The organism is Aliiroseovarius sp. (genome assembly GCF_030148435.1).
Lineage (GTDB): Bacteria > Pseudomonadota > Alphaproteobacteria > Rhodobacterales > Rhodobacteraceae > JASBTN01.
Map to the genome: position 1 here is coordinate 134387 of NZ_JASBTN010000081.1, position 26408 is coordinate 160794.

At 64.6% G+C, this 26408-nt stretch carries 23 protein-coding genes; 8 read left to right on the plus strand and 15 right to left on the minus strand.

Annotation, left to right across the window (positions count from 1 at the left end):
* Window positions 1-3: 3 nt before the first annotated feature.
* Window positions 4-1032 (minus strand): uroporphyrinogen decarboxylase, encoded by a 1029-nt coding sequence (gene hemE, locus Q1V43_RS15430; protein ID WP_300519913.1) that lies wholly within the window; start codon window positions 1030-1032, stop codon window positions 4-6.
* A 116-nt stretch (window positions 1033-1148) separates the two neighbouring features.
* Between hemE and hemC the strand changes: the two genes are divergently transcribed.
* Complete coding sequence (gene hemC / locus Q1V43_RS15435; RefSeq protein WP_300519915.1) at window positions 1149-2105, plus strand: hydroxymethylbilane synthase; 957 nt, start codon at window positions 1149-1151, stop codon at window positions 2103-2105.
* A 322-nt stretch (window positions 2106-2427) separates the two neighbouring features.
* On the opposite strand, the gene Q1V43_RS15440 is transcribed toward hemC, so the two are convergent.
* Complete coding sequence (locus tag Q1V43_RS15440; protein WP_300519917.1) at window positions 2428-3828, minus strand: FAD-binding oxidoreductase; 1401 nt, start codon at window positions 3826-3828, stop codon at window positions 2428-2430.
* Window positions 3829-3946: 118 nt separating this feature from the next.
* On the opposite strand from Q1V43_RS15440, the gene Q1V43_RS15445 reads away from it, so the two are divergent.
* The gene (locus Q1V43_RS15445) at window positions 3947-5233 is read left to right on the plus strand and encodes a lipoprotein-releasing ABC transporter permease subunit (RefSeq protein ID WP_300519919.1); all 1287 of its coding nucleotides are present in this window, start codon (window positions 3947-3949) and stop codon (window positions 5231-5233) included.
* Window positions 5226-5909: an ABC transporter ATP-binding protein gene (locus tag Q1V43_RS15450; protein WP_300519922.1), complete on the plus strand. Its 684-nt coding sequence runs from the start codon at window positions 5226-5228 to the stop codon at window positions 5907-5909. The genes Q1V43_RS15445 and Q1V43_RS15450 overlap by 8 nt, the downstream gene beginning before the upstream one ends.
* Window positions 5910-6109: 200 nt before the next feature.
* Here the strand turns inward: Q1V43_RS15450 and Q1V43_RS15455 are convergent, their stop codons facing one another.
* The 6 genes from Q1V43_RS15455 to trpS all read right to left on the minus strand — a co-directional run bounded on the left by Q1V43_RS15455 (window position 6110) and on the right by trpS (window position 13167).
* Window positions 6110-6919, minus strand: a complete 810-nt coding sequence (locus tag Q1V43_RS15455) for a hypothetical protein (RefSeq protein WP_300519925.1) — start codon at window positions 6917-6919, stop codon at window positions 6110-6112.
* Window positions 6920-8875: a DNA topoisomerase IV subunit B gene (gene parE, locus Q1V43_RS15460; RefSeq protein WP_300519927.1), complete on the minus strand. Its 1956-nt coding sequence runs from the start codon at window positions 8873-8875 to the stop codon at window positions 6920-6922.
* A 90-nt stretch (window positions 8876-8965) separates the two neighbouring features.
* Window positions 8966-10168, minus strand: a complete 1203-nt coding sequence (locus Q1V43_RS15465) for a hypothetical protein (protein WP_300519929.1) — start codon at window positions 10166-10168, stop codon at window positions 8966-8968.
* A 74-nt stretch (window positions 10169-10242) separates the two neighbouring features.
* Window positions 10243-11019 carry a tRNA pseudouridine(38-40) synthase TruA gene (truA, locus tag Q1V43_RS15470; protein ID WP_300519931.1) on the minus strand — a complete coding sequence of 259 codons (777 nt, stop codon included), beginning with the start codon at window positions 11017-11019 and terminating at the stop codon, window positions 10243-10245.
* Window positions 11020-11089: 70 nt separating this feature from the next.
* Window positions 11090-11995 carry a haloalkane dehalogenase gene (locus Q1V43_RS15475; RefSeq protein WP_300519933.1) on the minus strand — a complete coding sequence of 302 codons (906 nt, stop codon included), beginning with the start codon at window positions 11993-11995 and terminating at the stop codon, window positions 11090-11092.
* A gap of 152 nt (window positions 11996-12147) precedes the next feature.
* A complete protein-coding gene (gene trpS / locus Q1V43_RS15480) occupies window positions 12148-13167 on the minus strand; it encodes a tryptophan--tRNA ligase (protein ID WP_300519936.1) in 1020 nt (339 codons plus the stop codon).
* Between the two features lie 92 nt (window positions 13168-13259).
* On the opposite strand from trpS, the gene Q1V43_RS15485 reads away from it, so the two are divergent.
* Complete coding sequence (locus tag Q1V43_RS15485; RefSeq protein ID WP_300519939.1) at window positions 13260-13946, plus strand: rhomboid family intramembrane serine protease; 687 nt, start codon at window positions 13260-13262, stop codon at window positions 13944-13946.
* Between the two features lie 9 nt (window positions 13947-13955).
* Here the strand turns inward: Q1V43_RS15485 and murJ are convergent, their stop codons facing one another.
* The 3 genes from murJ to Q1V43_RS15500 are packed head-to-tail and all read right to left on the minus strand — an operon-like array spanning window position 13956 to window position 19465.
* Window positions 13956-15497: a murein biosynthesis integral membrane protein MurJ gene (murJ, locus tag Q1V43_RS15490; protein ID WP_300519942.1), complete on the minus strand. Its 1542-nt coding sequence runs from the start codon at window positions 15495-15497 to the stop codon at window positions 13956-13958.
* The gene (locus tag Q1V43_RS15495) at window positions 15497-18250 is read right to left on the minus strand and encodes a [protein-PII] uridylyltransferase (RefSeq protein WP_300519945.1); all 2754 of its coding nucleotides are present in this window, start codon (window positions 18248-18250) and stop codon (window positions 15497-15499) included. Before Q1V43_RS15495 ends, murJ begins: the two co-directional genes overlap by 1 nt.
* A 42-nt stretch (window positions 18251-18292) precedes the next feature.
* Window positions 18293-19465 carry a penicillin-binding protein activator gene (locus Q1V43_RS15500; protein ID WP_300519948.1) on the minus strand — a complete coding sequence of 391 codons (1173 nt, stop codon included), beginning with the start codon at window positions 19463-19465 and terminating at the stop codon, window positions 18293-18295.
* Between the two features lie 91 nt (window positions 19466-19556).
* On the opposite strand from Q1V43_RS15500, the gene rsmI reads away from it, so the two are divergent.
* The 4 genes from rsmI to Q1V43_RS15520 all read left to right on the plus strand — a co-directional run bounded on the left by rsmI (window position 19557) and on the right by Q1V43_RS15520 (window position 22700).
* Window positions 19557-20408, plus strand: coding sequence for a 16S rRNA (cytidine(1402)-2'-O)-methyltransferase (rsmI, locus tag Q1V43_RS15505; protein WP_300519951.1), 852 nt, complete (start codon window positions 19557-19559; stop codon window positions 20406-20408).
* The gene (locus tag Q1V43_RS15510; protein ID WP_300519954.1) at window positions 20405-20758 is read left to right on the plus strand and encodes a YraN family protein; all 354 of its coding nucleotides are present in this window, start codon (window positions 20405-20407) and stop codon (window positions 20756-20758) included. The genes rsmI and Q1V43_RS15510 overlap by 4 nt, the downstream gene beginning before the upstream one ends.
* Window positions 20759-20820: 62 nt before the next feature.
* The gene (gshB, locus tag Q1V43_RS15515; RefSeq protein WP_300519957.1) at window positions 20821-21762 is read left to right on the plus strand and encodes a glutathione synthase; all 942 of its coding nucleotides are present in this window, start codon (window positions 20821-20823) and stop codon (window positions 21760-21762) included.
* Between the two features lie 8 nt (window positions 21763-21770).
* On the plus strand, window positions 21771-22700 hold the full coding sequence (locus Q1V43_RS15520; protein ID WP_300519960.1) for an alpha/beta hydrolase: 930 nt from the start codon (window positions 21771-21773) through the stop codon (window positions 22698-22700).
* Here the strand turns inward: Q1V43_RS15520 and Q1V43_RS15525 are convergent.
* From Q1V43_RS15525 to cobU, 4 genes are all read right to left on the minus strand, one after another.
* Window positions 22670-24184, minus strand: a complete 1515-nt coding sequence (locus tag Q1V43_RS15525) for a YifB family Mg chelatase-like AAA ATPase (RefSeq protein WP_300520128.1) — start codon at window positions 24182-24184, stop codon at window positions 22670-22672. The two genes, Q1V43_RS15520 and Q1V43_RS15525, sit on opposite strands and share 31 nt — an antisense overlap.
* Before the next feature lie 147 nt (window positions 24185-24331).
* Window positions 24332-25198 (minus strand): glutathione S-transferase, encoded by an 867-nt coding sequence (locus Q1V43_RS15530; RefSeq protein ID WP_300519963.1) that lies wholly within the window; start codon window positions 25196-25198, stop codon window positions 24332-24334.
* A gap of 58 nt (window positions 25199-25256) precedes the next feature.
* Complete coding sequence (locus Q1V43_RS15535) at window positions 25257-25829, minus strand: histidine phosphatase family protein (RefSeq protein WP_300519966.1); 573 nt, start codon at window positions 25827-25829, stop codon at window positions 25257-25259.
* Entirely contained in the window at window positions 25826-26347 is a 522-nt protein-coding gene (gene cobU, locus Q1V43_RS15540; RefSeq protein WP_300519969.1) for a bifunctional adenosylcobinamide kinase/adenosylcobinamide-phosphate guanylyltransferase, read from the minus strand. Before cobU ends, Q1V43_RS15535 begins: the two co-directional genes overlap by 4 nt.
* Window positions 26348-26408: the final 61 nt, after the last annotated feature.

The window sequence follows — 26408 nt, forward strand, 5'->3', positions numbered from 1 at the left end:
AATTCAGCCCTCGCGTACCGTGTCGATCATGCGTTGCACGTTGTCGGGGTCCGCGTCCGGGGTGATGCCATGGCCCAGGTTGAAGATATGCGGGCCGTTCGACAGGGCCTTGCAAATCCGCCTGGTCTCGTCGACCAGATCCTGACCACCCGTCACCATGTGCGACGAGGCCAGGTTGCCCTGCACACAGCCGTCCACCTGCACATTGGCGGCGGCCCATTCGGCCGAGACCGAGTTGTCCAGCGCGACGCAGTCCGCGCCGGTCGCCTTCGCAAACCCGATGTAACCGTCGCCCGCCTCGCGCGGGAAGGCGATGACGGGAATGCCCGGGTGGCGTGCTTTCAGCGCCTGGGTGATCTCGCGGGCCGGTTCCAGCGCGTATTTCACGAAGGCTTCGCCCTTCAGCGAGCCCGCCCAGCTGTCGAAGATCTTCACGACTTCCGCACCCGCTTCGATCTGCTTGGACAGGTATTCGATGGTGGCCTTGGTCAGCGTGGTGATCAGCGCGTCGAATACCTCGGGGTTTTCTTCGCGCAGCGCATGGGCCGGCCCCTGATCCTTGGTGCCTTTGCCAGCAATCATGTAGGTGGCGACAGTCCACGGCGCACCGGCGAAACCGATCAGGGTGGTTTCCTTCGGCAGCTCGCGCGACAGGATGCGGACCGTTTCGTAGATCGGGTTCAGCACCGCGTCGATCTCGTCGATCGGTTTCAGCCGGGCCAGGCCATCGGCATCCGTGATGGTCGACAGGCGCGGGCCCTCGCCGGTGACAAACCACAGGTCGGCCCCCAGCGCCTGGGGCAATAGCAGGATATCCGCAAACAGGATGGCGGCATCGAAGCCATAGCGGCGGATCGGCTGCAGCGTGACCTCGGCGGCCAGCTCCGAATTGTAACACAGCGACAGAAAATCCCCGGCCTGGGCCCGCGTGGCGCGGTATTCCGGCAGATAGCGGCCCGCCTGGCGCATCATCCAGATCGGAGGCGTGGGCAGGGTCTCACCGGCAAGGGCGCGCAGGATAGTCTTGGTCATGGGGTCGTCCTCGTTCGCGTTGTCTCATGCGTGGTGGGCCACACGTAGCGCGATGTCAAGCCGGGCACTTGATGTAGGTTATGGACAGGCCCTTTTGTCGCGTCTAAACGGTGGCCATGGTGAGCAATCTTCCGACCCCCGCCGAACCCCTGAAAATCGGCACCCGCGGTTCGCCGCTGGCGCTGGCCCAGGCCCATGAGACCCGCGCGCGCCTGATGGCGGCCTTCGAACTGCCCGAGGAGGCGTTCGTGATCGTGGTAATCAAGACCACCGGCGACGACCGCGCGCTGATCGACGCGGACCGCCCGTTGAAGGAGATCGGCAACAAGGGGCTCTTTACCAAGGAGATCGAGGAGGCGATGCTGTCGGGCGACATCGACATCGCCGTCCACTCGATGAAGGATATGCCGGTCGAGCAGCCCGACGGGCTGGTGCTGGACTGCTACCTGCCGCGCGAGGATACGCGCGATGCTTTCGTTTCGTTGAAATACAAGGCGATTTCGGACCTGCCGGAGGGCGCGGTGGTCGGCACTTCGTCGCTGCGGCGCAAGGCGCAGCTGCTCAATCGACGCCCGGACCTGACCATTGTCGAGTTTCGCGGCAACGTGCAGACCCGCCTGAAAAAGCTGGGCGATAACGTGGCCGAGGCGACCTTCCTTGCCATGGCCGGTCTGAACCGCCTGGGCATGGATGACGTGCCGAAGACCGCTATCCCGACCGGGGACATGCTGAACGCCGTGGCCCAGGGGGCCATTGGCATCGAACGCCGCGAGGATGACACCCGCGCCAAGGAGATGCTGACCGCAATCCACGACCACGAAACCGGACTGCGCCTGGCCGCCGAACGCGCCTTCCTGGGCGCTCTGGACGGCTCCTGCGAGACGCCCATCGCGGGGCTTGCCACGCTGGAGGGTGAGACCCTGACCCTCAAGGGGGAAATCCTGCGCACGGACGGTTCCGAAGCACTGGCGGATCAGATCACCGGCCCCACCGCCGACGGCCCCACCCTGGGCCGCCAACTGGCCGAAACCCTGCTGGCGCGTGCCGGCAAAGGCTTCTTCGACTGGAAATAGACCGCTCGCCATGCCGGGGATGCGGCGGGTGTCGCACAGGCCTCCCCGCCGCGTCCGCTGACTGGATGACCCTAAGTGCAGGGCCTTACGGATGGCGGTCCGGCCCCGGGCGAGTTCGTCAAGGCGATTCCCTTCGAAAATTGCCTCTATACGCAAAGGGTGCCTCTACGCCGCAAGGCCCTGCTATCGAATGGATCCTGAGCCCTCCTGTTGCATCCCGGCACGATGCAGCCTTTCATCTTTCAAGAATATCCCCGCCGGAGGCAGAAATCGGAGCGCAAGCGACGCCGCGCGCCTGCGCGGCTCCCCCGTTGCCGTCACGTCAGTCCGGCAGGACTTTACCCGGGTTCATGATCCCCTTCGGGTCCAGGGCCGACTTGATCAGCCGCATTACCCGCAGCGCCACCGGATCCTTTCGGCGTGCCATTGACGGTTTCTTCGACAAGCCGATCCCATGCTCGGCGGAAAAGGATCCGCCAAGCTCCAGCACCACGTCCTCGACCGCCTGCATGACCGCGTCGGCAAGGCCCGCGTCGCTGGGGTAGACCGTGTAGTGGATATTGCCGTCGCCCAGATGCGCCACGCTCAAGGCCCCGGCGCCCGGGTCGATCCCGGGCAGCACGGCCTCCATGCGTGTAAAGAAGGCGCCGACCCGGTCCAGCGGTACCGAGATGTCATTGTTGACCAGCGGATGACGCCCCAGACAGACCTCGGCGGCGGCCTCGCGCCGGGCCCACATCTCGGCCCGCTGGCTGTCGTTCCGGGCAATCACCGCGTCCCGCACGGTGCCTTCTTCCAGCATCTCGCCCAGCACTTCTTCCAGGTGGGACACCACCGGAACCGAACCATCCGGGCCCGGCGTTGCATCACGCGGGGCGGTGGCGCCGGCCTCGACCAGGATGTTGACATCGTGGCGAACGTCAAAAGGCGGACGGGCCCCGGTATGCGCGACATGGGCGTCGATATAGGCGCCGGGCATGTATTCGAACGCCTCGACGGCCCCGCCAGTTGCCTCCTGCAGCCGGTTCAGCAGCGCCAGCGCCTCGCTCAACCCCGGCGCGGCGACCATCGCGGTCGCATAGGCGCGCGGGGCGGGGGAGAGTTTCAGAACCGCCCCGGTGATCACGCCCAATGTGCCTTCGGCCCCGATGAACAGATCCTTGAGGTCGTACCCGGTATTGTCCTTGTGAAGCTCGCTCATCAGGTTCAACACCTGGCCATCAGGCAGCACGACCTCCAGCCCCAGACACAGGTCGCGCGTATTGCCGTATCGCAGCACGTTCGAGCCCCCCGCATTGGTGGCAAGCATGCCGCCCAGCGTGCAGGAGCCCTTCGCACCAAATGTCATCGGAAAGCTCAGCCCATGCCCGGCGGCGGCCTCGTGCAGAACCTCCAGCACCACGCCCGCCTCGACGATGGCCAGCCGCGCCTCGGCCCGGATCTCGCGAATGCTGCGCATCCGGTCGAGTGACAGGGCAATCGCGCCTTCGGCAAACGCCCCTCCCGAAAGGCCCGTATTGCCACCCACCGGCACAACCGGGGTTCCGCTTTCCTGCGCCAATGCCATGACGCGGCTGACCTCCTGGGTGGAGCCGGGCCGCACCACGCAAAGCGGTGCGCCCCTGTACTTGCCGATCCAGTCCGAGGTCCACGGGGCGGCATCAGTGCCGGTCAGGACAAGGGCCGGGTCCAGCACGCCCTGCAGTCGGGTCACGATATCCATGGGGTCTCCCGGTTTTTACACCACGCTATCTTGCTGATACCGCTCTCACAACCGCCCTTCTCCTTGACCTTCCCCGCCCCACGCCCCACTTTGCAACCCACAGAGGCAAGGAGCAGAAATGGCCCGCAGCACAGCCCCCTTTTCCCGCTTCGAGTGGATGATCGCCTGGCGCTATCTGCGCGCCCGCAAGGCCGAGGGCGGGGTCTCGACGATGACCTGGATCAGCCTTGTCGGCATTACCCTGGCCGTCGCTGCCCTGATCATTACCCTTGCCGTGCGCACCGGTTTTCGCGAGGAATTCGTCGATACGATCCTGGGGGCGAACGCCCATGTGACCGTGTTTTCGCAGACATTTATGACCGAGGAGGGGCGGACCGAACGAACCATCCCCGATTTCCGGGGCTGGGCCGAGCGCATCGCCCAGGTGCCCGGCGTCACCCGCGCCGCGCCGCTGGTCAAGGGGCAGGTCATGGTCAACAAGGGGCAGGTCAATGCGGGGGTGGAGGTCTATGGCATCGCCTATGACGACCTTCTGACCATCCCGCGCATCGCCCAGCCGGAACGTGCCGTGGGCGACATTCGTGACTTTGACAAGGGCATCGCCATCGGTTCCGGCGTGGCCCAGGCGCTGGGTGTCACCGTGGGGGACAGGATCAAGGTGATCTCGCCCAACGGGGTCAAGACCGCCTTCGGCACTTCGCCCCGCGTCAATGCCTACGAAGTCACCTATATCTTTACCGCCGGGCGCTGGGACATCGACCGCACCCGCGTCTACCTGCCCTTTGCCGAGGCGCAGAGCTTCTTCAACCGCGAGGGCGTGGCCGACGAGATCGAGGTCATGGTGGCCGAGCCCGAAGGCATCGATCAGTTGCTCATGCCGATTATGCGTGCCGCCGACCCGCTGGCCACCGTCTGGACCTGGCGCGACCGCTCCGGCGCCTTCCTGCGCGCGCTCGACATGGAGGACAACGTGATGTTCATCATCCTGTCGATCCTCGTTCTGATCGCCTCGATGAACATCATATCGGGCCTGATCATGCTGGTGAAAAACAAGGGCCGCGACATTGGCATCCTACGCACCATGGGCCTGACCGAGGGCTCGGTCCTGCGGGTCTTTTTCCTCTGCGGGGCGGTCACGGGGGTGGTCGGGACGATCCTGGGCGTGATCCTGGGTTGCCTCTTTGCGCTCAACATCGACAGCGTGTTTTCCCTGGTGAACTACCTGGCTGGCGGCGGGGTCTGGGAGCCATCAATTCGCGGCATCTACCGCCTGCCGGCGAAGCTCGAATTCTGGGATGTGGCCTCGGCCATCTCGCTTTCGCTCTTCCTCAGTTTCGTTGTCACCATCTTCCCGGCGCGCCGCGCCGCCCGCATGAACCCGGTGGAGGCCCTGCGCTATGAATGACGCCGTTCTCCGCCTGGACGGGATCGAGAAGATTTACAACCGTGGCCTGGCCTCCGAAGTCGCCGTCCTGCGCGGTGCCTCGCTGGAGATCGCACGGGGCGAGGTCGTCGCCCTGGTCGCCCCCTCCGGGGCGGGGAAATCGACGCTATTGCACATCGCGGGACTGCTGGACACGGCGGATGCAGGCGCCGTGCAGATCGCGGGCCAGGACATGACCCACAAAAGCGACCGCCGCCGCACCGCCACCCGCCGCGAAGAGGTCGGTTTCGTCTATCAGTTCCACCATTTGCTGCCCGAGTTCACGGCGGCCGAGAACGTGGTCCTGCCGCAGTTGGCGAACGGCGTGGGGCAGGGCGAGGCGAACACCCGCGCTCTGGACCTGCTGACCCGCGTGGACGTCGCCAAACGCGCCACCCACCGCCCGGCGGAACTGTCAGGCGGCGAACAACAACGCGTCGCCGTCTGCCGCGCGCTCGCCAACAGCCCCGCGCTTTTGCTGGCGGACGAACCCACCGGCAATCTCGACCCCGAGACCTCCGACACCGTGTTCGAAACCCTCATGGAGCTGGTCCGAAACACCGGCCTCTCCGCCCTCATCGCCACCCACAACCTGGAGCTGGCGGCGCGGATGGACCGCGTGCTGCGGTTGGAGGGTGGGGTGGTTACGGAGGGGTAGGATTCCCCGCCGAAGTTGGTGTTGAGGAACTGCCCTTTCCACCGCCCCGCCCGGCGGCACCGCCGGGCAGCGCCCGACCCTCCCCACGGGAGGGCGCTACCGCGATGTTGTGATCTTGATGGATGGTTGCATGTTACGCACCCACCGAGCCTCAATCACCCATAGAGGCGCCCACCCAGGGTCGGGCGCTGCCCTTTGCATCAAAGTTCTAGGAAACTCTTAAGACTCTCCTTATCGGCTTTGTTGAATCTGACCATCTCAAGGACCCATTCCAGAACATCGGCTCCGATATGGTCTACTTGGCCGAACCTTACGAAATGCGTATTTCGACTGTAGGTTCCTGCGGAAAACTCCCCGTTATCAAGGGCACCTTGCTCAAAGAAGGAAAAATTTCTCCAGCGAAAGGCCTCCGTTCTCTCGCCGTTCATCTGGTCTCGTGTTGATCTAAGTGGTGCGAAGTCAGAATGAGGTTGATAGTCAGGTTCCGCCAGAAGGTGTTCTCTGTATGTGGCGCCATAGCGAGGGTAAAATACAAAATCCAGAGGGACAGTGACACGCCGTATTTGGAATACCAGCTCATCGAACTTGTGGAGATCAAATAGGTCCACGAAAAGACCGTGGGACCTATAGCGGTTTTCAGGAGTACCGTTGTCTTCGACCCGTTTCAGAAAATGTGACGTTGGTTCGAAGCGACCCGTAGGGGAAAGAAAACGCACTGGAAAAAAACTTGGAGGGCACAACAAATCCGGCACAAGTCGCTCAGCTACTCCTTTCAGCTTCCGATACATTTTGTTCAGATCACCGTGGCCAAAATTTGCCACGCGGATATCATTAAGAAGCAACGCGCATTTTAGGTATTTCTCAAGAGCTTGTTGTGAGCTCCACGCGAATTGGTGTTGAAGCCCCACCTTTGCTGCCCAACGCGCCACCAGATAGTCTTCGTCGGCCGCGTCCAAGAAGAGACTGTAGGCGAGCCCCCTCGCTTTTGGGTTTTCATTTGGAATGCTCACTCAAACATCCAACTCCTCCACAAACCGCGCGTTCTCCTGGATATACTGGAACCGCAGTTCGGGTTTCTTGCCCATGAGCTGCTCGACCAAAGCGCCGGTTTCGCCGGGTTCGTCCTCGTCGATCGTGACCCGGATCAGGGTGCGCGATGCCGGGTCCATGGTGGTCTCTTTCAGGTCTTTCGCATCCATCTCGCCCAGGCCCTTGAAGCGGCTGACGTCGATTTTACCCTTGCCGCCCAGCCCCTTCTCCAGCCATGCGTCGCGTTCGGCCTCGTCCACGCAATAGACCCGTTTGGCGCCCTGGGTCAGGCGGAACAGCGGCGGGCAGGCGAGGTACAGGTGGCCCGTGTCGATCATCGGGCGCATCTGGGTGAAGAAGAAGGTCATTAGCAGAGACGCAATATGCGCGCCGTCGACGTCGGCGTCGGTCATGATGATGATCTTGTCATAGCGCAGGTCGTCGACGTTGAACTTGGTGCCCAGCCCGACGCCAAGCGCCTGGGTGAGGTCGTTGATCTCGGCGTTGGACCCCAGCTTGGAGGACGCCGCGCCCAGCACGTTCAGGATCTTGCCGCGCAGGGGGAGGAGCGCCTGTGTCTTGCGGTTGCGCGCCATCTTGGCGGAGCCGCCCGCGCTGTCGCCCTCGACGATGAAGAGCTCGGTGCCCTCGCGGTTGGTGGCGGAACAATCGGTCAGCTTGCCCGGCAGGCGCAGCTTCTTGGTGGCAGTCTTGCGCTGGGTCTCTTTCTCCTGCTTGCGGCGCAGGCGTTCCTCGGCGCGCAGGACCAGGAAGTCCAGGATCGCGCCCGCGGATTTGTTATCCGCCGCCAGCCAGTTGTCGAAATGGTCGCGCACGGATTGTTCGACCATCTTGGCCGCAGCCTCGGTCGAAAGGCGGTCCTTGGTCTGGCCGACAAAGGCCGGGTCGGCGATGAAGCACGACACCAAGGCACAGCCGCCGACCATCAGGTCGTCGCGGGTGATCTGGGCGGCCTTCTTGTTGCCGACAAGCTCGCCATAGGCCTTGATCCCCTTCAGGATCGCGGCCCAGAAGCCGGTGACGTGGGTGCCGCCTTCGGGCGTGGGCACCGTGTTGCAGTAACTCTGGATGAAGCCGTCGCGGGTGGGCGTCCAGTTGATCGCCCATTCGACATAGCCTGCCTCGCCGAATTTGTCGCGGAATTCGACCTTGCCGCCGAAGGGGTTGTCGGCGTAGGTGGTCGCCCCACCCAAGGTTTCCTTGAGATAGTCGGACAACCCGCCGGGGAAATGGAAGGTCGCCTCGGTCGGGGTTTCGCCGTCATTGACGTGGCTTTTCCAGCGGATTTCCACGCCCGAGAACAGATAGGCCTTGGAGCGGGCAAGGGTGAACAGGCGTTTGGGCTTGAACCGGTGGTGGCCGAAGATGTCCGCGTCCGCGTGAAAGGTGACTTCGGTGCCGCGCCGGTTGGGGGCGGCACCGACCTTTTCCACCCCGCCAAGGGGGATGCCGCGTGAGAAACGCTGTTCGAACATCTCCTTGTTCTTGGCGACGCGCACGACCATCGAATCCGACAGGGCGTTCACCACCGACGAGCCCACCCCGTGCAGCCCGCCCGAGGTCTGATAGGCCTTGCCCGAGAACTTGCCGCCCGCATGCAGGGTGCACAGGATCACCTCCAGGGCGGATTTGCCCGGGAACTTCGGGTGTGGATCAATCGGAATTCCGCGCCCATTGTCGGTGATTGTTACCGAACAATCCTCGTTCAGCGTGACTTCGATCCGGTTGGCATGGCCCGCAACGGCCTCGTCCATGGAGTTGTCGAGGATTTCCGCCACCATGTGGTGCAGCGCGCGTTCGTCCGTGCCGCCGATATACATGCCCGGACGCTGGCGCACCGGCTCCAGACCCTCCAGAACTTCGATGGAGGAGGCGTCGTAAGTCTCGGCCCCGGCGGGCGTCAGGAGGTCGTTCATGCGGGCTGCTCGTCGCTTGTCGTTGGTTGAGGCGTAGTATGCCCCGAGCCGATGGGGGGGCGCAATGCATGAAACCGGCGTGGGGCGGTCTCAGAAGGACAGGACGCCCGCGTTGTAGGTTTCCAGGTTCAGCTGTGTCGGGCCATCGCCAACCTGTTCCAGTTCGATATGGGCGGGCGGATGACCCAGTCCGCTGGCCAGATCGCCGGCCGCGCCGCCCCCGCCGGGCAGGACGTTGACGCGCACGCCGCCGCCGAAGTTGTCAAAGCTCGCCCCGCCCGAAGGCGACCAGTGTCCATCGCCGCGCACGTAGGGCGTGACCGGTCCTATGCTGGGGCCCGCCTCGACCCGCACGTCGACGCTGCCGTCACCATTGACCTTCACATGGGCCGAAAAGCCCGGCACGCCGATCGAGAAGCCCGCGTTCAGGCCCGGGATCATGATACCGTAATCGGGGAAATCCTCGCTGCAGTCATAGGAGGTCGGATAGGGTTTGCCTTCCTGGCAGGCCAGTTGCGCCGAGGAGTTCTCGATCTCGCAGGTGACTGACTGGATGCCGCCGATAATGCTTTTCGGGCAGATTTCCTGGCAACGGAAGTTCACGTTGCAAGTGGGGCCGACATTGGCCTGATAGGCGCCCTGACTGGCGGGCAGGCTGCCGACGGCGGTCAGGAGCGCCATGCCGTTGGGTTCCAGCGCGTGCGCGCGGGCCAGCGCGGCGGCTGCGCCATCCGTGTCGCCCGCGGCTTCGCGTGCGCGGGCGAGGTTGGTCCAGAAGAGCGGCTCGTCAGGGGCCAGCTCCGTGGCCCGGGTGGCGGCGGCAACCGCTGCGGCCGCGTCGCCGGCGGCGCGTAAGGCATTGGCCAGGGTGTTGTGGAATGCGGCATTGTCCGGGGCCATGTCCACGGCGGTCTGCGCAGCGGCGCGTGCGGCTTCGAGCCACTCGGCCGGGGCCCCGCCCGCCGCGTGAAGTTCAGTCACCAGGGCTGCAAAATTGTTCAATGAAACGGGGTCGGTCGGGTCTGCCCCCGCCGCCGTGCCGAAGAACCAGGCGCTTCGATCGAAATGGCGGCGCGTGTAGAGCAGGTGCCCAATCGTGTCGCCGCTCACCCCATCGGGCAGGTCGTCAATGAGCGCGGTAAAGGCCTGGGCCTCGCCATCGGGAAAACCCGCGCCCAGCCCCGCAACCGTTTCCGAAATCCCCGTTGCCAGATTTTGCGCGGTGGCGGATTGCGCTGCTCCCAGGGTCAGGATCCCGATCCCCAGGGCCAATCCGAGATGCGTGATTTGCATGTTCCATCCTCCCCTCGTTCAGGGGAAGTATAGCGCAGCAAGTGGTGTTCACCCAAATTCGGCCGTAGGCCGGGTCAGGCTGGTGGTGTGAACGGGTCCACCGGATAGGCCACATCGGCCAGATACAGCCCCTCGGGAGGGCACACGGGGCCACAGGCGGCGCGGTCGCGGGCGTCAAGGGCGACGCGGATATCGTCAGGCGCCCAGGTGCCGCCGCCGACCTGCTCCAGCGATCCGACAAAGCTGCGCACCTGGTTGTGCAGAAAGCTGCGGGCGCGAATGGTGAAACGGTATTCGATGCCGTGGGGATAGTCGTGTTCGGTGATCGACAACTCGTCCAGCGTCTTTACCGGACTATCGGCCTGGCAATAGGTCGACCGGAAAGTGGTGAAGTCGTGACGCCCCACAAGGTGGGCAGACCCTTCCCGCATGGCCTCGACGTCCAGCCTGCGCACAACACGCCAGGCCAGGCCCTTGTCGTGGGTCAGCGGCGCACGGCGTTGGATCAGGCGGAACAGGTATTGCCGTTCGGTGGCCGAAAAGCGCGCGTGGAAATCGTCATCCACCCGGGCGCAGGCGGTGATCGCGACCGGATTGGGCTTCAGGTGGTAGTTCAGCGCCTCGGACAGGCGGAACGGGTCCCAGTTCTTTGCCATGTCGCAATGGGCGACCTGGCCGGTTGCGTGCACGCCCGCGTCCGTCCGGCCCGCTGCGGCGATGGTGTGTGCGCCCGGTTCCAGGCGGCACAGGGCTGCCTCGATCGCACCCTGCACCGAGGGCTGGTCCTTCTGGCGCTGCCATCCGGCGAAAGGCGCGCCGTGATATTCGACTTTCAGGGCATATCTGGGCATGGGGCGGGCATAGCTTGCGGCGGGTGTCGGGGCAATCCCCGATCCACGGGGCAATCGGGGCAGGAAATTTCTAGGAGCGTTTCATGAAGGCCAGTGTCGCCTGGGCCAGTTCCGCGCCCACGTCCTCCTGTAGGAAGTGGCCGGCATTCGCCAGGACCTGGTGTGGTTGCCCCACCGCCCCCGGCATGAGGGTCTGAAACACCCTGTCCACGCCCGCCATGACCTTGTCATCGGCGCCAAACACAGTCAGCACGGGAATATCAAGGCCGCGCAACACCTCCCACGCGGCGCGGTTGGGCTCGGCCGCGGGATCCTCGGGGGAAGAGGGCACAAGCATGGGAAATTGCCGCGCACCCTGTTTGTAGCGTTCGTCCGGGAAGGGCGCGTTATAGGCGGCAACCTCGGCATGGGTCAGTTTCGTGGTCGTGCCGCCATGAACGATCCTGCCCGCATTGAACTCCGGGGTGGACTGGGAAAACGCGCGCCAGGCTTCGAACGCGGGGCCAAGGGGCCGATCGCCGGTCGGCAGCGCCGTGTTTGCCACCACGATGCGGGCAAAGCGCTCCGGCATCTCCGCCACCAGCCTGAGGCCGACCAACCCGCCCCAGTCCTGACAGACCAGCGTGATGCCGGTCAGATCGACCTGCCGCAGCCAATCGCCCATCCAGTCCACGTGTCGCTGGTAGCTGTAGTCAGCCCGTTCCGTCGGCTTGTCAGAACGCCCAAAGCCGACAAGGTCGGGGGCAATCGCCCGATACCCGGCGGTCGTGAAGATCGGGATCATATGGCGGTAGAGATAGCACCATGACGGTTCACCGTGCAGGAGCAGGACGGGCGCGGCATCCTGCGACCCTTCATCCAGATAGTGGACCCGGAGCTTGCCTCCTTCGGTGTCGTCCACCCAGGCATAGCGTGCGGCAAAATCGAAATCCGGCAGATCGGCAAATCGGTCATCCGGTGTGCGCAGATACTCCATGTGTCCCCCTGGTCTTGGACGGTTGTCTCAGACTGGGAACAATGGGCGGGCCTGTCCACATTTTTCCGGCAGGCGCCACCTGCGTCGTGGGGATGCGAAACAAAAAACGCAGCCGGGAAGCTGCGCTTTCAGGTTGTCGGGTGAATGCAGGTTCAGCGCGAGCGCACCAGCCCGACGATGTCATAGGTTTTCTGCAAAATCGGCTGGGCGATCGCATCGGCCTTTTCGGACCCCTTGGCAAGGATCGCGTCGATCTCGTCGGGTTTCTTCATCAGCCGCGCCATTTCCTGGCTGATCGGGGCCAGTTTCTCGACCGCCAGGTCGGCCAGGGCCGGTTTGAACCTTCCCCAGCCCGCGCCAGCGTATTCCGAGATCACGGCCTCCGGTGTTACCTCGGAGAGGGACGCGTAGATGTCCACGAGGTTGCGCGCTTCGGGACGGTCCTTCAGGCCATCCAGTGTCTCGGGCAGGGGCTCGGGATCGGTCTTGGCCTTCTTGAACTTCTTGGCGATCTTGTCGGCGTCATCGGTCATGTTGATGCGCTCCATGTCGCTTTCGCCGGACTTGGACATCTTCTTGGTCCCGTCGCGCAGGTTCATTACCCGGGTGGCGGGGCCCTCGATGATCGGCTCGCAGAGCGGGAAGAAGTCCCCCGCCTTGAAGTCGTGGTTGAACTTCGAGGCAATGTCGCGGGTCAGTTCGACATGCTGTTTCTGGTCCTCGCCCACCGGCACGTGGGTCGCGTGGTACAGAAGAATGTCGGCGGCCATCAGCGAGGGGTAGGCGTAAAGGCCCAGTGAAACCTGTTCGGCGTTCTTGCCGGCCTTGTCCTTGAACTGGGTCATGCGGTTCATCCAGCCGACGCGGGCCACGCAGTTGAATATCCAGCCCAGTTCCGCGTGGGCGGGCACCTGGCTCTGGTTGAACAGAATCGACTGGCTGGGATCGATGCCCGAGGCGATGAAGCCCGCGGCCACTTCGCGCGTGGCATCCTTCAGCACCGCCGGATCCTGCCAGACGGTGATCGCATGCAGGTCGACGACGCAGTAGATGGTCTCGAACTCCTGGCCCTGCATGTCCACGAAACGCTTGATCGCGCCGAGGTAATTGCCAAGGGTCAGGCCGCCTGAAGGCTTGATACCCGAAAAGACGCGCGGGGTATGGGTGGTCATGGGACGCTCCCGTCTGGATTTCCTGTCCGGGGTCGCTTACCCATGTGGCGAAGTCCCGTCAAGGAAACGGGCGGTTTCAGGAGCCTTGCGCCATGTCGAGTGACCCCAATGCCTCGCCGCTTAACCCGCTGCCGCCGATCGTGGTGGCCCTCACGGTGTTTCTTGTCGGAGTCGAGCTGGTGTTCCAGGCGGGTGAGAACGGACTGGCGGGCGGCCCCGCCGCGACCGGCTGGCGGATCGAGGCTCTGGAGCGCTGGGGATTCTACGAGCCCCTGTTCGACTGGATGCTGACCAATGGCATCTGGCGCTGGGATTACGCGGTACGCTTCGTGACCTACCCGTTCGTGCATGGCCATTATACCCAGCTGATCTTCGTGATCGTGTTTCTGCTGGCCCTGGGCAAGATGGTGGGGGAGCTGTTTTCGCCCCTGGCCGTTCTGGTGATCTTCTTCGGTTCCTCCATCGTGGGAGCGCTGGCCTATGGGCTGGTCTGGGATACGCGGGTCATGCTGGTGGGGGGCTTTCCGGCGGTCTACGGGCTGATCGGCGCGTATTCCTTCCTATTGTGGGTCAAACTGGCGGGAAACGGTGAAAACCGGCTGATGGCGTTTCGGCTCATAGCCTTCCTGATGGGGATTCAGTTGGTGTTTTCGCTGTTCACCGGAGGAAGCAAGGACTGGGTCGCCGACATTGCCGGTTTTGCCACCGGTTTCTCCCTGTCCTTCGTGGTGGCCCCGGGGGGGGTGAAACGCGCTCTGGAGTTGGTGCGGCGTCGCTGATTCCCGAGGTCAGCCCCGTCGCATCGCCGCCTTGAACTCGCCCAGGCGGAAGGCGCCGAGCATCTGGCCGATCATGCCATAGGCCACCATGCCAAGTGTGACCAGAAGGGCCAGCGCAAGGTAGCGCAGAGCGCCAGCACCGAACATCGGCCCCAGGGCCACGGCGCCAATCCACAGCACCGCGCCCATCAGCCAGCTCGCGGCGGCGATGCGCCAGAAGCGGCGCCAGAAGCGGCGGTCGAAGCGGGTTTCCTCGCCCATGCGCCAGCTTCCCCACCACAGCAGCGCGGTCATGACCCAGCCGGCGACAGTGGTGCCGACGGCGGCGGCGATGAAGCCGATCCAATAGCTCAGCCCGACCGCCAGCAGGGCGTTCACCACCATCGCCACCAGGGCAAAGCGGAACGGCGTACGGGTGTCCTCGCGCGCGAAATAGATCGGTTGCAGCACCTTGGCGAGCACGAAGGCAGGCAGGCCCAACCCGTAGATCGCGCAGGCCAGCGCGGTGCGGGCGGTGTCGTCGGCGGTAAAGGCACCGCGCTGGAACAGCACCTCGACCAGTGGGCCGGGGATGACGATCAGCGCGACGGAGGCGGGGATGGTGAGGGCCAGCGACAGCTCTCCCGCGCGGCTGAGGGCCTCGCGCGAACCTGCCGTGTCGCCGACACGCAACCGGCGGCTGAGGTCGGGCAGAAGCACGATGCCGATGGCGATGCCGACCACGCCGAGGGGCAGTTGATACAGGCGATCGGCGTAGTAGAGCCAGGCAAAGGCGCCCTCGAAGAAGCTTGATACCTGGCGGCCGACCAGCAGGTTGACCTGGGTCACGCCACCGGCCAGGGCGGCCGGGGCGGCAATCACGGCCAGGCGCTTGAGTTCGGGGGTCATGACCGGGCGGCGGGGGACCAGGCGGTAGCCCGCACGCGCGGCGGCGATCCAGACCAGCACAAGCTGACCGATCCCGGCCAGAGGCACCGTCCAGGCCAGCGTCAGGCCCATATCCCAGTCCAGCATCGCGCCACCGACCATTGCGGCAATGAAGATCACGTTCAACAGCACCGGCGCGGCAGCCGCGGCGGCAAAGCGGCCCAAGGCGTTCAGAACGCCGGACAGAAGGGCGGCAATCGAGATGAACAGGATATAGGGAAAGGCAATGCGCCCGTAGATCACCGCAAGATCGAAACGTTCGCCGCCGGTAAAGCCCGAGGCCATCGCATAGACCAGCCAGGGCATGAAAATCTGGCCCATCAGGGTGAACAGCACCAGCACGAACAGCAGCCCCGACAGCGCGTCGCGGGCAAAATCAAGGCCGTCTTCGCCGCCCTCGACCTTCTTGGCGAACATCGGGACGAAAGCGACGTTCAGCGTTCCCTCGGCAAAGAAGCGGCGGAACATGTTGGGCAGGGAAAAGGCGGCCAGGAAGGCCTCGGCCACGGCAGACGAGCCCAGGTAAGCGCCGATCAGGATGTCGCGCACGAACCCCGTGATGCGGCTGACCATGGTCCAGCCCCCCACAGTGGCAAAGGCGCGCAGAAGGCGCGGGGCCGCCATCAGGCCGTGGCCCTTTCCGCGCCCTTTTCGATCGCCTCACGCAGGCGCTTTTCCAGGGTCTTCTGCTTGCCTTCATTGTAGAATTTCAAGCCGAACATGTCCTTTACATAAAAGGTGTCGACAACCTGCTCGCCATAGGTCGCGATCACCGCGGAAGCGATATAGACATTCGAATTGGCCAGCGTGCGGGTCAGGTCGTACAGCAGGCCGGGGCGGTCGCGGGTGTCGACCTCGATGATCGTGTAGATCTCCGACCCGTCATTGTCGAAGGTGATATGGGTCGGCACCTTGAAGGCACGTTCGCGTTTCTTGATCTTGTCACGCCCGGCGATGGCGTCGCGGGCGATGACCTCGCCCATCAGGGTCTTGTGGATCATCTGCTGCAGGCGCGGCAGTTTCGAGGCGTCATAGGGGCTGCCGTCGCCGTCCTGCACCCAGAAAATCGCGGTCGCGTAACCGTCCTTGGACGTGTAGGTGCGCGCATCCACGATATTTGCGCCGACCAGGGTCAGGGCGCCGGCGAGGCGCGAGAAGATGCCCGGATGGTCGGCCAGGACGATATGCACGCGGGTCACGTCGCGTTCCTCGTCCAGTTCCAGTTCCAGCCGCACCTCGTCGTCGCCGATGTCGCGCAGGAGCCCGGCAAAGACCGTGTGGGCGGTGACGTGCAGGCCCTGCCAATAGGCGTCGTAGTGACGGGCGGTTTCTTTCTTGAGGGCCTTGGCGTCCCAATCGCTCAGCGCCGTGCGCAGGGCACGTTTTGCCTCGGCGCCGCGGTTCTCGCGGTTCAGATCCTCCATACCGCCTTCCAGCGCGCGGCGCGTCTGGTTGTAGAGCGTGCGGATCAGCGTGGCTTTCCAGTTGTTCCATGTGGTCGGGCCGACCCCGCGAATGTCGCAGACCGTCAGCACCGTCAGGAGGTCCAGCCGCCGCACGCTTTTCACAGCCTTGGCAAAATCGCGTACCGTGCGCGGGTCGGCAATGTCCCGTTTCTGGGCCATGTCCGACATCAGGAGGTGATGACGCACCAACCACTCGGCGGTCTCGCATTCCTTGGCGCTCAGCCCCAGGCGCGGCGCAACCTTGCGGGTGATCTGCGCCCCCAGGATCGAATGGTCCTGTGGCCGTCCCTTGCCGATGTCATGCAGAAGCATGGCCACCATGAGGGTCTTGCGATTGACCCCTTTGCTGAGGATTTCCGAGCTGATCGGCAGCTCGACTTCCAACTCGTGCCGCTCGATCTGCGCAAAGTTCGAGATCACCTGGATCGTGTGTTCATCCACCGTGTAGGAGTGGTACATGTTGAACTGCATCATTGCCACGATCGGTTCGAACTCGGGGATGAAGGCAGACAGCACCCCCAGTTCGTTCATTCGGCGCAGGGCGCGTTCCGGATTGCCGTGTTTCAGAAGCAGGTCGAGGAATATGCGTATGGCTTCCTTGTCCGACCGCATTTCGTCGTCGATCAGATCCAGGTTGGCGGAGACCAGGCGCATGGCATCCGGGTGGATCAGCATGCCGGTCCGCAGGCCTTCCTCGAACAGGCGCAGGATACTCAACTTGTCGTCATGAAAGACGCTGTCACCCTTCACGGTCAGGCGCCCCTGCTTGACGGCGAAAGGCGCCTTGGCGCGGCGTCGACGCCGCAGGAGGCCGATCAGCAGCGGCGCTTTCTTGAGGTGCTGCTCTTCCAGCGCGGTCAGAAAGATGCGGGTGATTTCCCCCACCGCCGTGGCGTGGCGGAAATAGGCCTGCATGAAATGCTCTACCGCCCGGCGCCCGCCATGGTCGGTGTAGCCCATGCGCGCGGCCACCTCGACCTGCAAGTCGAAGGTCAGCTGGTCGGCGGCGCGATTTGTCACCAGATGCAGGTGGCAGCGGGTGGCCCAGAGAAATTCATCCGCCCGCATGAACGTGTCATATTCCTCGGAGGTAAAGACCTTGAGGTCGACGAAATCGCGGATGTTCTTGACCCGGTGGATGTATTTTGCAACCCAGAACAGGGTCTGAAGGTCACGCAGGCCTCCCTTGCCCTCTTTCACGTTGGGCTCGACCATATAACGCTGGCCGCCCTGTTTCTTGTGACGTTCCGAACGTTCGGCCAGCTTGGCCTCGATGAATTCGGCTTCGGTCCCCTTGAAAAGGCCGGACCAGAGCTGTTCGGTCAACTCCCCGGCCAGCCCCGCGTCCCCGCAGACCGGGCGGTGTTCCAGCATGGCGGTGCGGATGGTGTAGTCTTCGCGGCCCAGACGCAAACAGTCTTTCACCGTGCGCGAGCTGTGACCGACCTTCAGGCGCAGATCCCAGAGCATGTAGAGCATGCTTTCGATCACGCTCTCGGCCCAGGGGGTGATCTTGTAGGGGGTCAGGAACAGCAGGTCGACGTCGCTATGCGGTGCCATTTCGAACCGGCCGTAGCCACCGACGGCCAATACCGCCAGGCTTTCCGAGGCGGTCGGGGTGTGCAGCGGATGCAGCGTGCCTGTCGCGACCTCGTGGACCGCACGCACAAGGCAATCGGTCAGCCAGGCATAAGAACGCGTTGCGGCATGGGCCATATGCGGGTCGGCCTCGAAGGCCCTCGCGATGGTCCGCCGGCCCGCGTTCATCACGTCGCGCAGGGTCGCGACCGTGGTCTTGCGCACTTGCGCGGCGTCCTTGGCATCCTCGAACGCCTGTTTCAGGCGGGCGCTCAGGGCGACCGGATCGAGGATGTCCTCGGCCGGGCAGATCAGGTCCTGGGTTTGGGTCATCCGGGTCTTTCGTCTGGCCTGGTGGTTACGCGGAGGGGGGGCTCAGAACCCGGCGCCGGCAAAGCTGCGCGGGGCGGGTTCGAGGATCACGACCTGACCCTCTTCGATCGTGGCCACGGCCAGGCCGCGTTCGTTGGTGCCGTCTCCGCGCAGGCGGAAGACGCCGTTTACGCCGGCAAAGCCTTGCGGTTGGGTCAAGGCCGTGGTGGTCAGCGCGTCGGACTGACCGGTACTGGCCAGCGCCCCAATTGCGGCAATTCCGTCATAGGCCAGGCCGGCAATCGGATGCGGCTGGGTGCCGTAACGGGCCTCGTAGCGGGCCAGGAATTGCGCATTCAGGTCCTGATCGGGCAGGGCGAACCAGCCGCCCTGAAGGCCCGGCAGCGACATGGCGGTTGCCGGAATGTCGAAGCGCTGCAGCCCGATATACTGGGTCTCTGTGGGTTTCACGCCATTTTCCGGCAGCAGTCCCGCCAGGAAGGGAATGGCGCCATCGGTCCCGGAGGTGAGAAAGATCGACTGTGCGCCGGTGTCGCGCACCTGGGCGCTGATCTCGGGCAGAGCGTTGATGATGCCGGTCTGGCTGAGCTCAAAGCTTGCGATGCCCGCCAGCGTGGCCGGGGTGCTGGCAATGGCGCGCTCGATCGAGGACCGGCCTGCGTTCTCGGCCGGGCTGTTGGCGTGCACGATCAGGATGTTGCCCTTGTCCTGGTTGGCGGCATAACCGACCAGCCGGTTGGCGGTCGACTGGAAGGTGTGGCCCAACACGAAGACGTTGCCGCCCGCAATGTCGGTATTGTTCGAGAAGGCCAGCACGTTGATTCCCCGATTCGCCACAGCAAGGCCCGCCGCGTTGGCATTGCCCGCATAGACCGGGCCCAGAATGATCTTGGCCCCGTCGCTGACGGCCTTGGTGGCCATCGCGCTTGCGGTCGTGGCATCGGCGGCGGTGTTGTAGACCCGCAGATCGATCACGACCCCGTCCAGCTCCGCCATGGCGAGGCGTGCTGCGTTTTCCAGCGAGGTCGCCAGGGTCGCGTCGGCCGCATTGTCGGACCCGCCGGGCACCAGCAAGGCCACCGGGATCGGACGCGAGGTGTTGACCGAGGGGCCGCCGGACGGCAGGGTCATCCCGCAGGCGGCAAGCGCCAAGAGCGACAGCAAAGCAATCCACGCACCCGACACCTTGCGGGCGACAGCCAAAACAGCAAACATGATACAATCCTCGTTCCCGGGGCCGCGCGGGCAAATGTACCCGGCGGACAGTCGGGCACCATCATAAACGCCACATCGGACAGGTCCAGCCTTGAAACCCGAAATCAAACCGCTCGAACCGGGGCTCTACCTGGTTGCCACTCCCATCGGAAACGCTCGCGACATCACCTTGAGGGCTTTGGATATTCTGGCCTCCTGCGATGTCATCGCGGCCGAGGATACGCGCACCGCGCGCAAGCTGATGGAACTGCATGGCATCACCGTGGGCAAGCGCCTGCTGATCCCTTATCACGATCATTCCGGGCCCAACGGGCGGGCCGGGTTACTCAAGTTGATCGGCGAAGGGCGCGCGGTTGCCTATGTCAGCGAGGCAGGTACGCCTCTGGTTGCCGATCCTGGTTATGCGCTCGCACGCGAGGTGGGCGGCGCGGGCCACCTGGTCACAGCCGCGCCCGGTGCCTCGGCGGTGCTGACCGCGCTGAGCCTGTCGGCCCTGCCCAGCGACCGGTTCCTGTTCGCGGGATTCGCACCCACGGCCAGGGCCGCGCGCCGCAGTTGGCTGCAGGAGTTGGTGAACATACCTGCCACCCTGGTGCTCTACGAAAGTCCAAAGCGCATTAACCAACTGTTAGCTGACCTGTGCGAAACTGCGGATGATGGTCGGCAAGCGGCGGTGGCACGTGAACTGACCAAGAAGTTCGAAGAGGTCATGCGCGGCTCCCTGGCCGAGCTGCGCGATCAACTGGCCGAACGCAGCCTGAAAGGCGAGATCGTGCTGGTGCTGGACCGTGGCACGGCCGCGGTCAGTGATGAGACGATGGAGGAAGCCCTGGTGCAGGCACTGAAAAGCATGAGCATCAAGGATGCCGCCGCCACGGTGGCCGCCGCGCACGGATTGCCCAGGCGCAAGGTTTATCAGGCAGCTCTGGAGTTGACGAAATGAGCGGAATGACCTCCTACTTGGCCGGGCAATCGGCAGAAAGCTCGGTGGAAGCGGATTATGCGCGGCGGGGCTACCCGGTCGCAGCCCGCCGCTGGCGCGGGTCACGCGGGGAGTTGGATATCGTTCTGCGCGACGGGAAAAGCTTCGTATTCGTCGAGGTGAAGAAAGCGCGTAGTTTCGCCCGCGCCGCCGAACGGCTGACCCGGGCGCAAATCAACCGTATCTGGGGCGCCGCGCAGGAATTCGTGGCACGCGAACCCAAGGGACTGCTGACGGAAATGCGTTTCGACGTGGCACTGGTCAACGAGCGCGGCGAGGTGCAGATCATGGAAAACGCCTACGCCTATTGATCCGCCCATTGAACCCGGCCCCGCCCTGCGCCAAATAGGGGGAAATCACCGGGAGCCCGACCATGACCCTGACCATCGCTTTCCAGATGGATCCGATCGACGCGATCGACATCGACGCCGACAGCACCTTCCGCATTGCCGAAGAGGCCCAGGCGCGTGGCCACAGCCTGTTCTACTACACGCCGGACATGCTCTTCTATCGCGAGGGTCGCGTCATGGCGCGGGGCTGGCCGCTGGAGGTGCGCCGCGAGAAGGGCAACCATTTCACGCTGGGTGACGAGGCCGAGGTCGATCTGGCCGAGGTCGACGTGGTCTGGCTGCGCCAGGATCCGCCATTCGACATGGGCTACATCACCACCACGCATCTATTGGACATGATCCACCCTGAGACCCTGGTGGTGAATGATCCGTTCTGGGTGCGCAACTACCCGGAAAAGCTTCTGGTTCTCGAGTTTCCCGAGCTGACGCCGCCCACGATGGTTGCGCGTGACCTCGAAACCCTGCGCGCCTTCAAGCACGAACATGGCGACATCATCCTGAAGCCGCTCTATGGCAATGGCGGTGCGGGCGTGTTCCGACTCGATGCGAATGACCGCAACCTGACCTCGCTGCATGAGCTTTTCGCCGGCATCAACCGCGAGCCACTGATTGCACAGAAATTCCTGCCCGCTGTCAGTGCCGGCGACAAGCGGGTGATCCTGGTTGACGGTGAGCCCGTCGGGGCGATCAACCGCGTACCGCAGGCGGGGGAAACCCGCTCGAACATGCATGTCGGCGGGCGCCCGGAGAAAGTCGGCCTGACCGAACGCGACCTGGAGATCTGCACCGCCATCGGACCGCTTCTGTGCGAGAAGGGGCAGGTGTTTGTCGGTATCGACGTGATCGGCGACTGGCTGACCGAGATCAATGTGACCTCGCCCACCGGCATTCAGGAACTTGAGCGTTTCGACGGCGTTAATATCGCCGAGAAGATCTGGCAGGCCATCGAAGCCCGCTTGGGCTGAGGTCGGGGATGAGCTGGCAACTGACCCTCGCCAATATGTGGATGCGGGTTGGGGTCAAACCGCTTTTGACGCACATGCACCAGGTGCGGCTGGCGCGTGCGCTGCTGGACCGCGTGGCGCCGAAACTGTTCCGCGCCCCGCCCCTGTCCCTTTACCGTTGGGAGAGGTTGGCGCCCAACCTGCGCGCGCTTCTGATCAGCAACCGTCCCGGCTCGCACCCGCCGCGCCCCGGCAAGGTCATTCTCTATTTCCACGGCGGCGGTTTCATCGCGGGCAGCCCGTTGACCCATCGCCACATGCTGGCCCGCCTGTCCCGAATGACCCGGGTAGAAGTCGTCGCCCCGCGCTATCGCCTGGCACCCGAACACCCGTTTCCCGCCGCATTCGAGGATGCCTGCGCGGCTTTCGATGCGCTGGTGGCACGAGGATATTCCCCTCAGGAGATCATCCTGGGGGGCGACAGCGCGGGCGGGTCGCTGGCTCTGTCGCTGCTGGCCCGTCTAACTGGCGAGCGGCGCGTGCCCCGCGCGCTTTTTGCCTTTTCCCCGCTCACCGATATGAGCTTCAGCGGTGACTCCTTTCGGGCGAATGCGCTGGCGGACCCCGTTCTGCCTGCCAGCCGATCCGGGCTCTTGTCCGACTGGGTTCTCGCCGGGGCCGAAGCCACGGATCCGCGCATTTCGCCCCTGTTTGCCAGGTTCGTCGCCCCGCCGCCCGTGCTGCTGCAATTTGGCGACACGGAAATTCTGCGCGATGACAGCCGCCGCATGGCGGCGCGGCTGCGCGCGGCGGGCGGGGAGGTCATCTGCGACGAATGGGTAAACTGCCCCCATGTCTGGGCGCTGATGGATGGCTTGGTGCCCGAAGCACGCGAATCCCTTACCCGCGTGGCAAGCTTCGTGAATGCTCAGTTCGGCTGCGAAAAGGCCAGCCGGTAGCTTGCCGCTTCGGCCAGATGGGGTTTGCGCACGTCCGGTGCCCCCTCCAGATCGGCGATCGTACGCGCGACACGGAGAACCCGGTGATAGCCGCGTGCTGTCAGGCCAAACCGGTCGGCCACCCGGGTCAGGAAGTCACGGCCTTCGGTGTCGGGGCTGGCAATTTCCTCCAACATGGCGCCCTCGGCATCTGCATTCACGCGCAGGGCCTCCCGCCCTTCGAACCGCGCGTCCTGAAGCGCGCGCGCCCGGGCCACGCGGCCGGCCACAGTGGCGGAGCTGTCCCCCGTGGCCGGCATGTCCAGATCGGTGAACTCGACCGGCGGCACCTCCAGGCGCAGGTCGAACCGGTCCATCAGCGGGCCCGAAATGCGCCCCATGTAATCCGCTCCACATCCCGGCGCGCGATTGCATGCGCGGTTGGCATCGCTGAGGTAGCCGCATTTGCAGGGGTTGGCAGCGGCGACCAGCATGAAGCGGCAGGGATAGCGCACATGGGCGTTGGCACGGGCCACCACGACCTCGCCGGTCTCGATCGGTTGGCGCAGGGTTTCCAGCACGGTGCGGTTGAATTCGGGGAATTCGTCCATGAACAGAACGCCATGGTGCGCGAGGCTGATCTCACCCGGTTTGGCACCGCGTCCGCCGCCGACGATGGCAGCCATGGAGGCGGTGTGATGCGGTTCACGAAACGGACGCGTTCGCGAGATGCCGCCATCGTCCAGATGACCCGCAAGCGATTGAATCATGGACGTTTCCAGCGCCTCTGAGGGGGACAGGGGCGGCAGGATCGAGGGCAGGCGCGCGGCCAGCATGGACTTGCCCGCGCCGGGGCTGCCGACCATCATCAGGTGGTGGCGACCCGCGGCTGCGATCTCCAACGCCCGCTTGGCACGTTCCTGTCCCTTCACCTCCAGAAGGTCGCGCCCCGTGGGATTGGTGGACACTTCGCCGGGATCGGCCGGTTCAAGCGGCGATTGGCCGGTGAAATGCTGGATCACCGCAGGCAGGGTGCGTGCGGCCAGCACCTTGGCGGCCCCGACCCAGGCGGCTTCGGCCCCGCAGGCTTGCGGGCAGATCAGGTCGCGGTCATCTTCGGCGGCGGCCATGGCGGCGGGCCGGGCGCCGATCACCGGGACCAGCGAGCCGTCCAGCGACAATTCGCCCAGGGCCAGGGTGTTTGCGACCTCTTCCGAGGGGATGATTTCGAGCGCGGCGAGGACAGCCAGTGCGATGGGCAGGTCGAAATGCGAGCCTTCCTTGGGCAGGTCGGCGGGCGACATGTTGATGGTGATCTTGCGCGCGGGCAGGGCAATCGCCATGGCGTTCAATGCGGCGCGAACCCGCTCGCGGGCTTCCGAGACAGCCTTGTCCGGAAGGCCGACAATGGAAAAGGAGGGCATGCCGGGCGAGAAGGCGCATTGCACCTCGACCCGGCGGGCTTCGATGCCTTCGAAGGCGACCGTATAGGCGCGCGTGACCATGGGAGCTCCGTAAATCACTGCGTTGAAATCGTTCACAATGGTTAACGCGGGCTTGGTTTACAAATGGTTAACCCCTGCGATGTTAATCGTCATGGAACCTGCCGGGAAGTCGGGTTCAGCCCAGTCTCCGCGTGACGGTGGGCGGGGTCACAGCAGGGCCATGAAGGCCGGCCAGGCCTCGGGGTCATTCACCGTCTTGTCGCGGCAGGCGGGATTGCAGAAGCCGAACACTCGCCCGTCGAGTTCCAGGAAGTCGGCGACCGGCTTGCCCGAAAAGGGGCAGGCGGTGTTTTCCGACGGGCCGGTATCCACCGCCCGGGCCTTGCGCGGGGCGGGGCCGGGCCAGGGGCCGTGGGTGACTGCCATCGCATATGGCATCGGGTCATAGCTTTTTGTCAGCCCCAACGCGCGCCAGCGGCGGAAGGCGGGGTCGGCGAGGTGTCGGGCGACGTAAGCTGCGGCCCGATCCCCGACCGGCAGGCCGTAGCCCGCGATACGGGCGGCAACGGGGGCGTAGAAAACATCGGCCAGGGAATAGGCGCCGAACAGCCAGGGGCCCTCCGGTCCGTGGCGGGTGCGGGCCAGTGACCAGAGCTCTTCGATCCGGGCAAGGTCGGCGCATACCGCGTCCGAGGGGGTGAAATCGGTGTAGCCGCTGTGCAATTGCATCGGGCAGTCGCCGCGCAGGGCGGTGAAACCCGAGTGCATCTCGGCAACCAGCCAGCGGGCGAGTGCCCGGGCCTCGGGATCGACGGGCCAGAACCCAGCATCGGGATGGCGTTCCGCCAGGGTCTCGGCCATGGCGAGGGTATCGCCGATCACCGTGCCCTCGGGCGTGCGCATCACGGGGACAAGGCGGGCTGGGGCGAGGGGCTCAAGGTCCTGTTTCATCGTGCCGGAATAGAGCCCGACAGGCTGGGTGCGGGCGGGGATGCCGAAGCGCTCGAACATGAGCCATCCGCGCAGGGACCAGGAGGAAAACATCCGGTCGCCGATATAAAGATCATAGGTCATGGGGACAGGTTAGGGCCTGCTCCGCCTCACGCCAAACCACAATTTTTGGCAGGCTCCATCACGGGAGGTGATTGATCTCGCCGACCTCCGCGCCCATTGGCCCCAGGGTAATGCGGGTCAGCGACAGGTTGTCGATGCGTTGCGCCAGGATGGCGGCAGGCGCCCTTTGCAAGGCCAGCGCCAGTTGGGTCAGGATCGCGCCGAAATGGGCGACGATGATGATATCGGCGGGGCCGCGCAGGGTCTCTACCGCAGCACTGACGCGGGCCTCGGTCTGGAACCAGCTCTCTCCGTTCGGGGCGGAGACATGGCCGGGTTCATCCCAGAAGCGGCGCGAAAGCTTGCCGTGAGTGGCGTCGATTTCATCGAAGCTTTTCAGTTCCCAGTCGCCGAAGTGAATTTCGCGTAGACGGGGGTCGTCGGGCAGGCGCGGGCGACCGCGGGCGATGGCGTCTGCGGTGGCGCGGCTGCGGATGAGGTCGGATGAGACAACCGGCGCTCCCTCGGGCAAGTAGGCGGCAAGCCGGTCCAGTTGTGCGGTGTCCGACAGGTCGGCGGGAAGGTCGCTCCACCCGACCATGGTCCTGGCGTGGGTGGGGCCATGGCGGATCCACCAGAATGTCGTCGTCATTTCAACACCAATGGCAGGCCGGCGATGACGGCGATCACGCTGTCGGCGGCTGCGGCCAGCCGCTGGTTCAACGCGCCCTGGGCATTGCGGAACCTGCGCGCCAGAGCGTTTTCCGGCACGATGCCCGCGCCGACCTCGTTTGTGACCACGACCACCGGGGCGGGACAGGTATTCAGTGCCTCGATCAGCCGGGCCTCTTCGGCCGCAAGATCGCTGTCGGCAAAGAGGTGATTGCTCAGCCAGAGCGTGGCACAGTCCAGCAGCACGGCCTCATCCCTGCGGGCCTGTATCAGGGCGGCGGGCACATCCAGGGGCGCCTCGATCGTGCGCCAGGCCGTGCCGCGCCGGTCCTGGTGCAGTCTGATCTTGCGCGTCATCTCCTCGTCATGGGCCTGGCCTGTCGCGATATAGAGCAACGGGCGGCCCGTGTCGGTCAGCAGCCTCTCGGCATGGGCGGATTTGCCGGAGCCGGCGCCGCCGATGACAAGGCTGAACTGGGGCAGGGGGGCATTGGTCATGCGCCCTGCCTAACGCCTGCGACGCATTGGCGCAATCGGGTTGCACCGGGGCGGGCCGGGT

Bases quoted from the DNA above. Each gene is read 5' to 3' on its own strand.
- Q1V43_RS15520 (WP_300519960.1), top strand. From the start codon at position 21,771: ATGAGCTGGCAACTGACCCTCGCCAATATGTGGATGCGGGTTGGGGTC.
- hemE (WP_300519913.1), bottom strand. From the start codon at position 1,032: ATGACCAAGACTATCCTGCGCGCCCTTGCCGGTGAGACCCTGCCCACG.
- hemC (WP_300519915.1), top strand. From the start codon at position 1,149: ATGGTGAGCAATCTTCCGACCCCCGCCGAACCCCTGAAAATCGGCACC.
- trpS (WP_300519936.1), bottom strand. From the start codon at position 13,167: ATGACCACCCATACCCCGCGCGTCTTTTCGGGTATCAAGCCTTCAGGC.
- Q1V43_RS15525 (WP_300520128.1), bottom strand. From the start codon at position 24,184: ATGGTCACGCGCGCCTATACGGTCGCCTTCGAAGGCATCGAAGCCCGC.
- Q1V43_RS15495 (WP_300519945.1), bottom strand. From the start codon at position 18,250: ATGACCCAAACCCAGGACCTGATCTGCCCGGCCGAGGACATCCTCGAT.
- Q1V43_RS15500 (WP_300519948.1), bottom strand. From the start codon at position 19,465: ATGTTTGCTGTTTTGGCTGTCGCCCGCAAGGTGTCGGGTGCGTGGATT.
- murJ (WP_300519942.1), bottom strand. From the start codon at position 15,497: ATGGCGGCCCCGCGCCTTCTGCGCGCCTTTGCCACTGTGGGGGGCTGG.
- Q1V43_RS15465 (WP_300519929.1), bottom strand. From the start codon at position 10,168: ATGCAAATCACGCATCTCGGATTGGCCCTGGGGATCGGGATCCTGACC.
- cobU (WP_300519969.1), bottom strand. From the start codon at position 26,347: ATGACCAATGCCCCCCTGCCCCAGTTCAGCCTTGTCATCGGCGGCGCC.
- truA (WP_300519931.1), bottom strand. From the start codon at position 11,019: ATGCCCAGATATGCCCTGAAAGTCGAATATCACGGCGCGCCTTTCGCC.
- Q1V43_RS15510 (WP_300519954.1), top strand. From the start codon at position 20,405: ATGAGCGGAATGACCTCCTACTTGGCCGGGCAATCGGCAGAAAGCTCG.
- Q1V43_RS15535 (WP_300519966.1), bottom strand. From the start codon at position 25,829: ATGACGACGACATTCTGGTGGATCCGCCATGGCCCCACCCACGCCAGG.
- Q1V43_RS15450 (WP_300519922.1), top strand. From the start codon at position 5,226: ATGAATGACGCCGTTCTCCGCCTGGACGGGATCGAGAAGATTTACAAC.
- Q1V43_RS15530 (WP_300519963.1), bottom strand. From the start codon at position 25,198: ATGACCTATGATCTTTATATCGGCGACCGGATGTTTTCCTCCTGGTCC.
- Q1V43_RS15485 (WP_300519939.1), top strand. From the start codon at position 13,260: ATGTCGAGTGACCCCAATGCCTCGCCGCTTAACCCGCTGCCGCCGATC.
- Q1V43_RS15440 (WP_300519917.1), bottom strand. From the start codon at position 3,828: ATGGATATCGTGACCCGACTGCAGGGCGTGCTGGACCCGGCCCTTGTC.
- Q1V43_RS15475 (WP_300519933.1), bottom strand. From the start codon at position 11,995: ATGGAGTATCTGCGCACACCGGATGACCGATTTGCCGATCTGCCGGAT.
- Q1V43_RS15445 (WP_300519919.1), top strand. From the start codon at position 3,947: ATGGCCCGCAGCACAGCCCCCTTTTCCCGCTTCGAGTGGATGATCGCC.
- parE (WP_300519927.1), bottom strand. From the start codon at position 8,875: ATGAACGACCTCCTGACGCCCGCCGGGGCCGAGACTTACGACGCCTCC.
- gshB (WP_300519957.1), top strand. From the start codon at position 20,821: ATGACCCTGACCATCGCTTTCCAGATGGATCCGATCGACGCGATCGAC.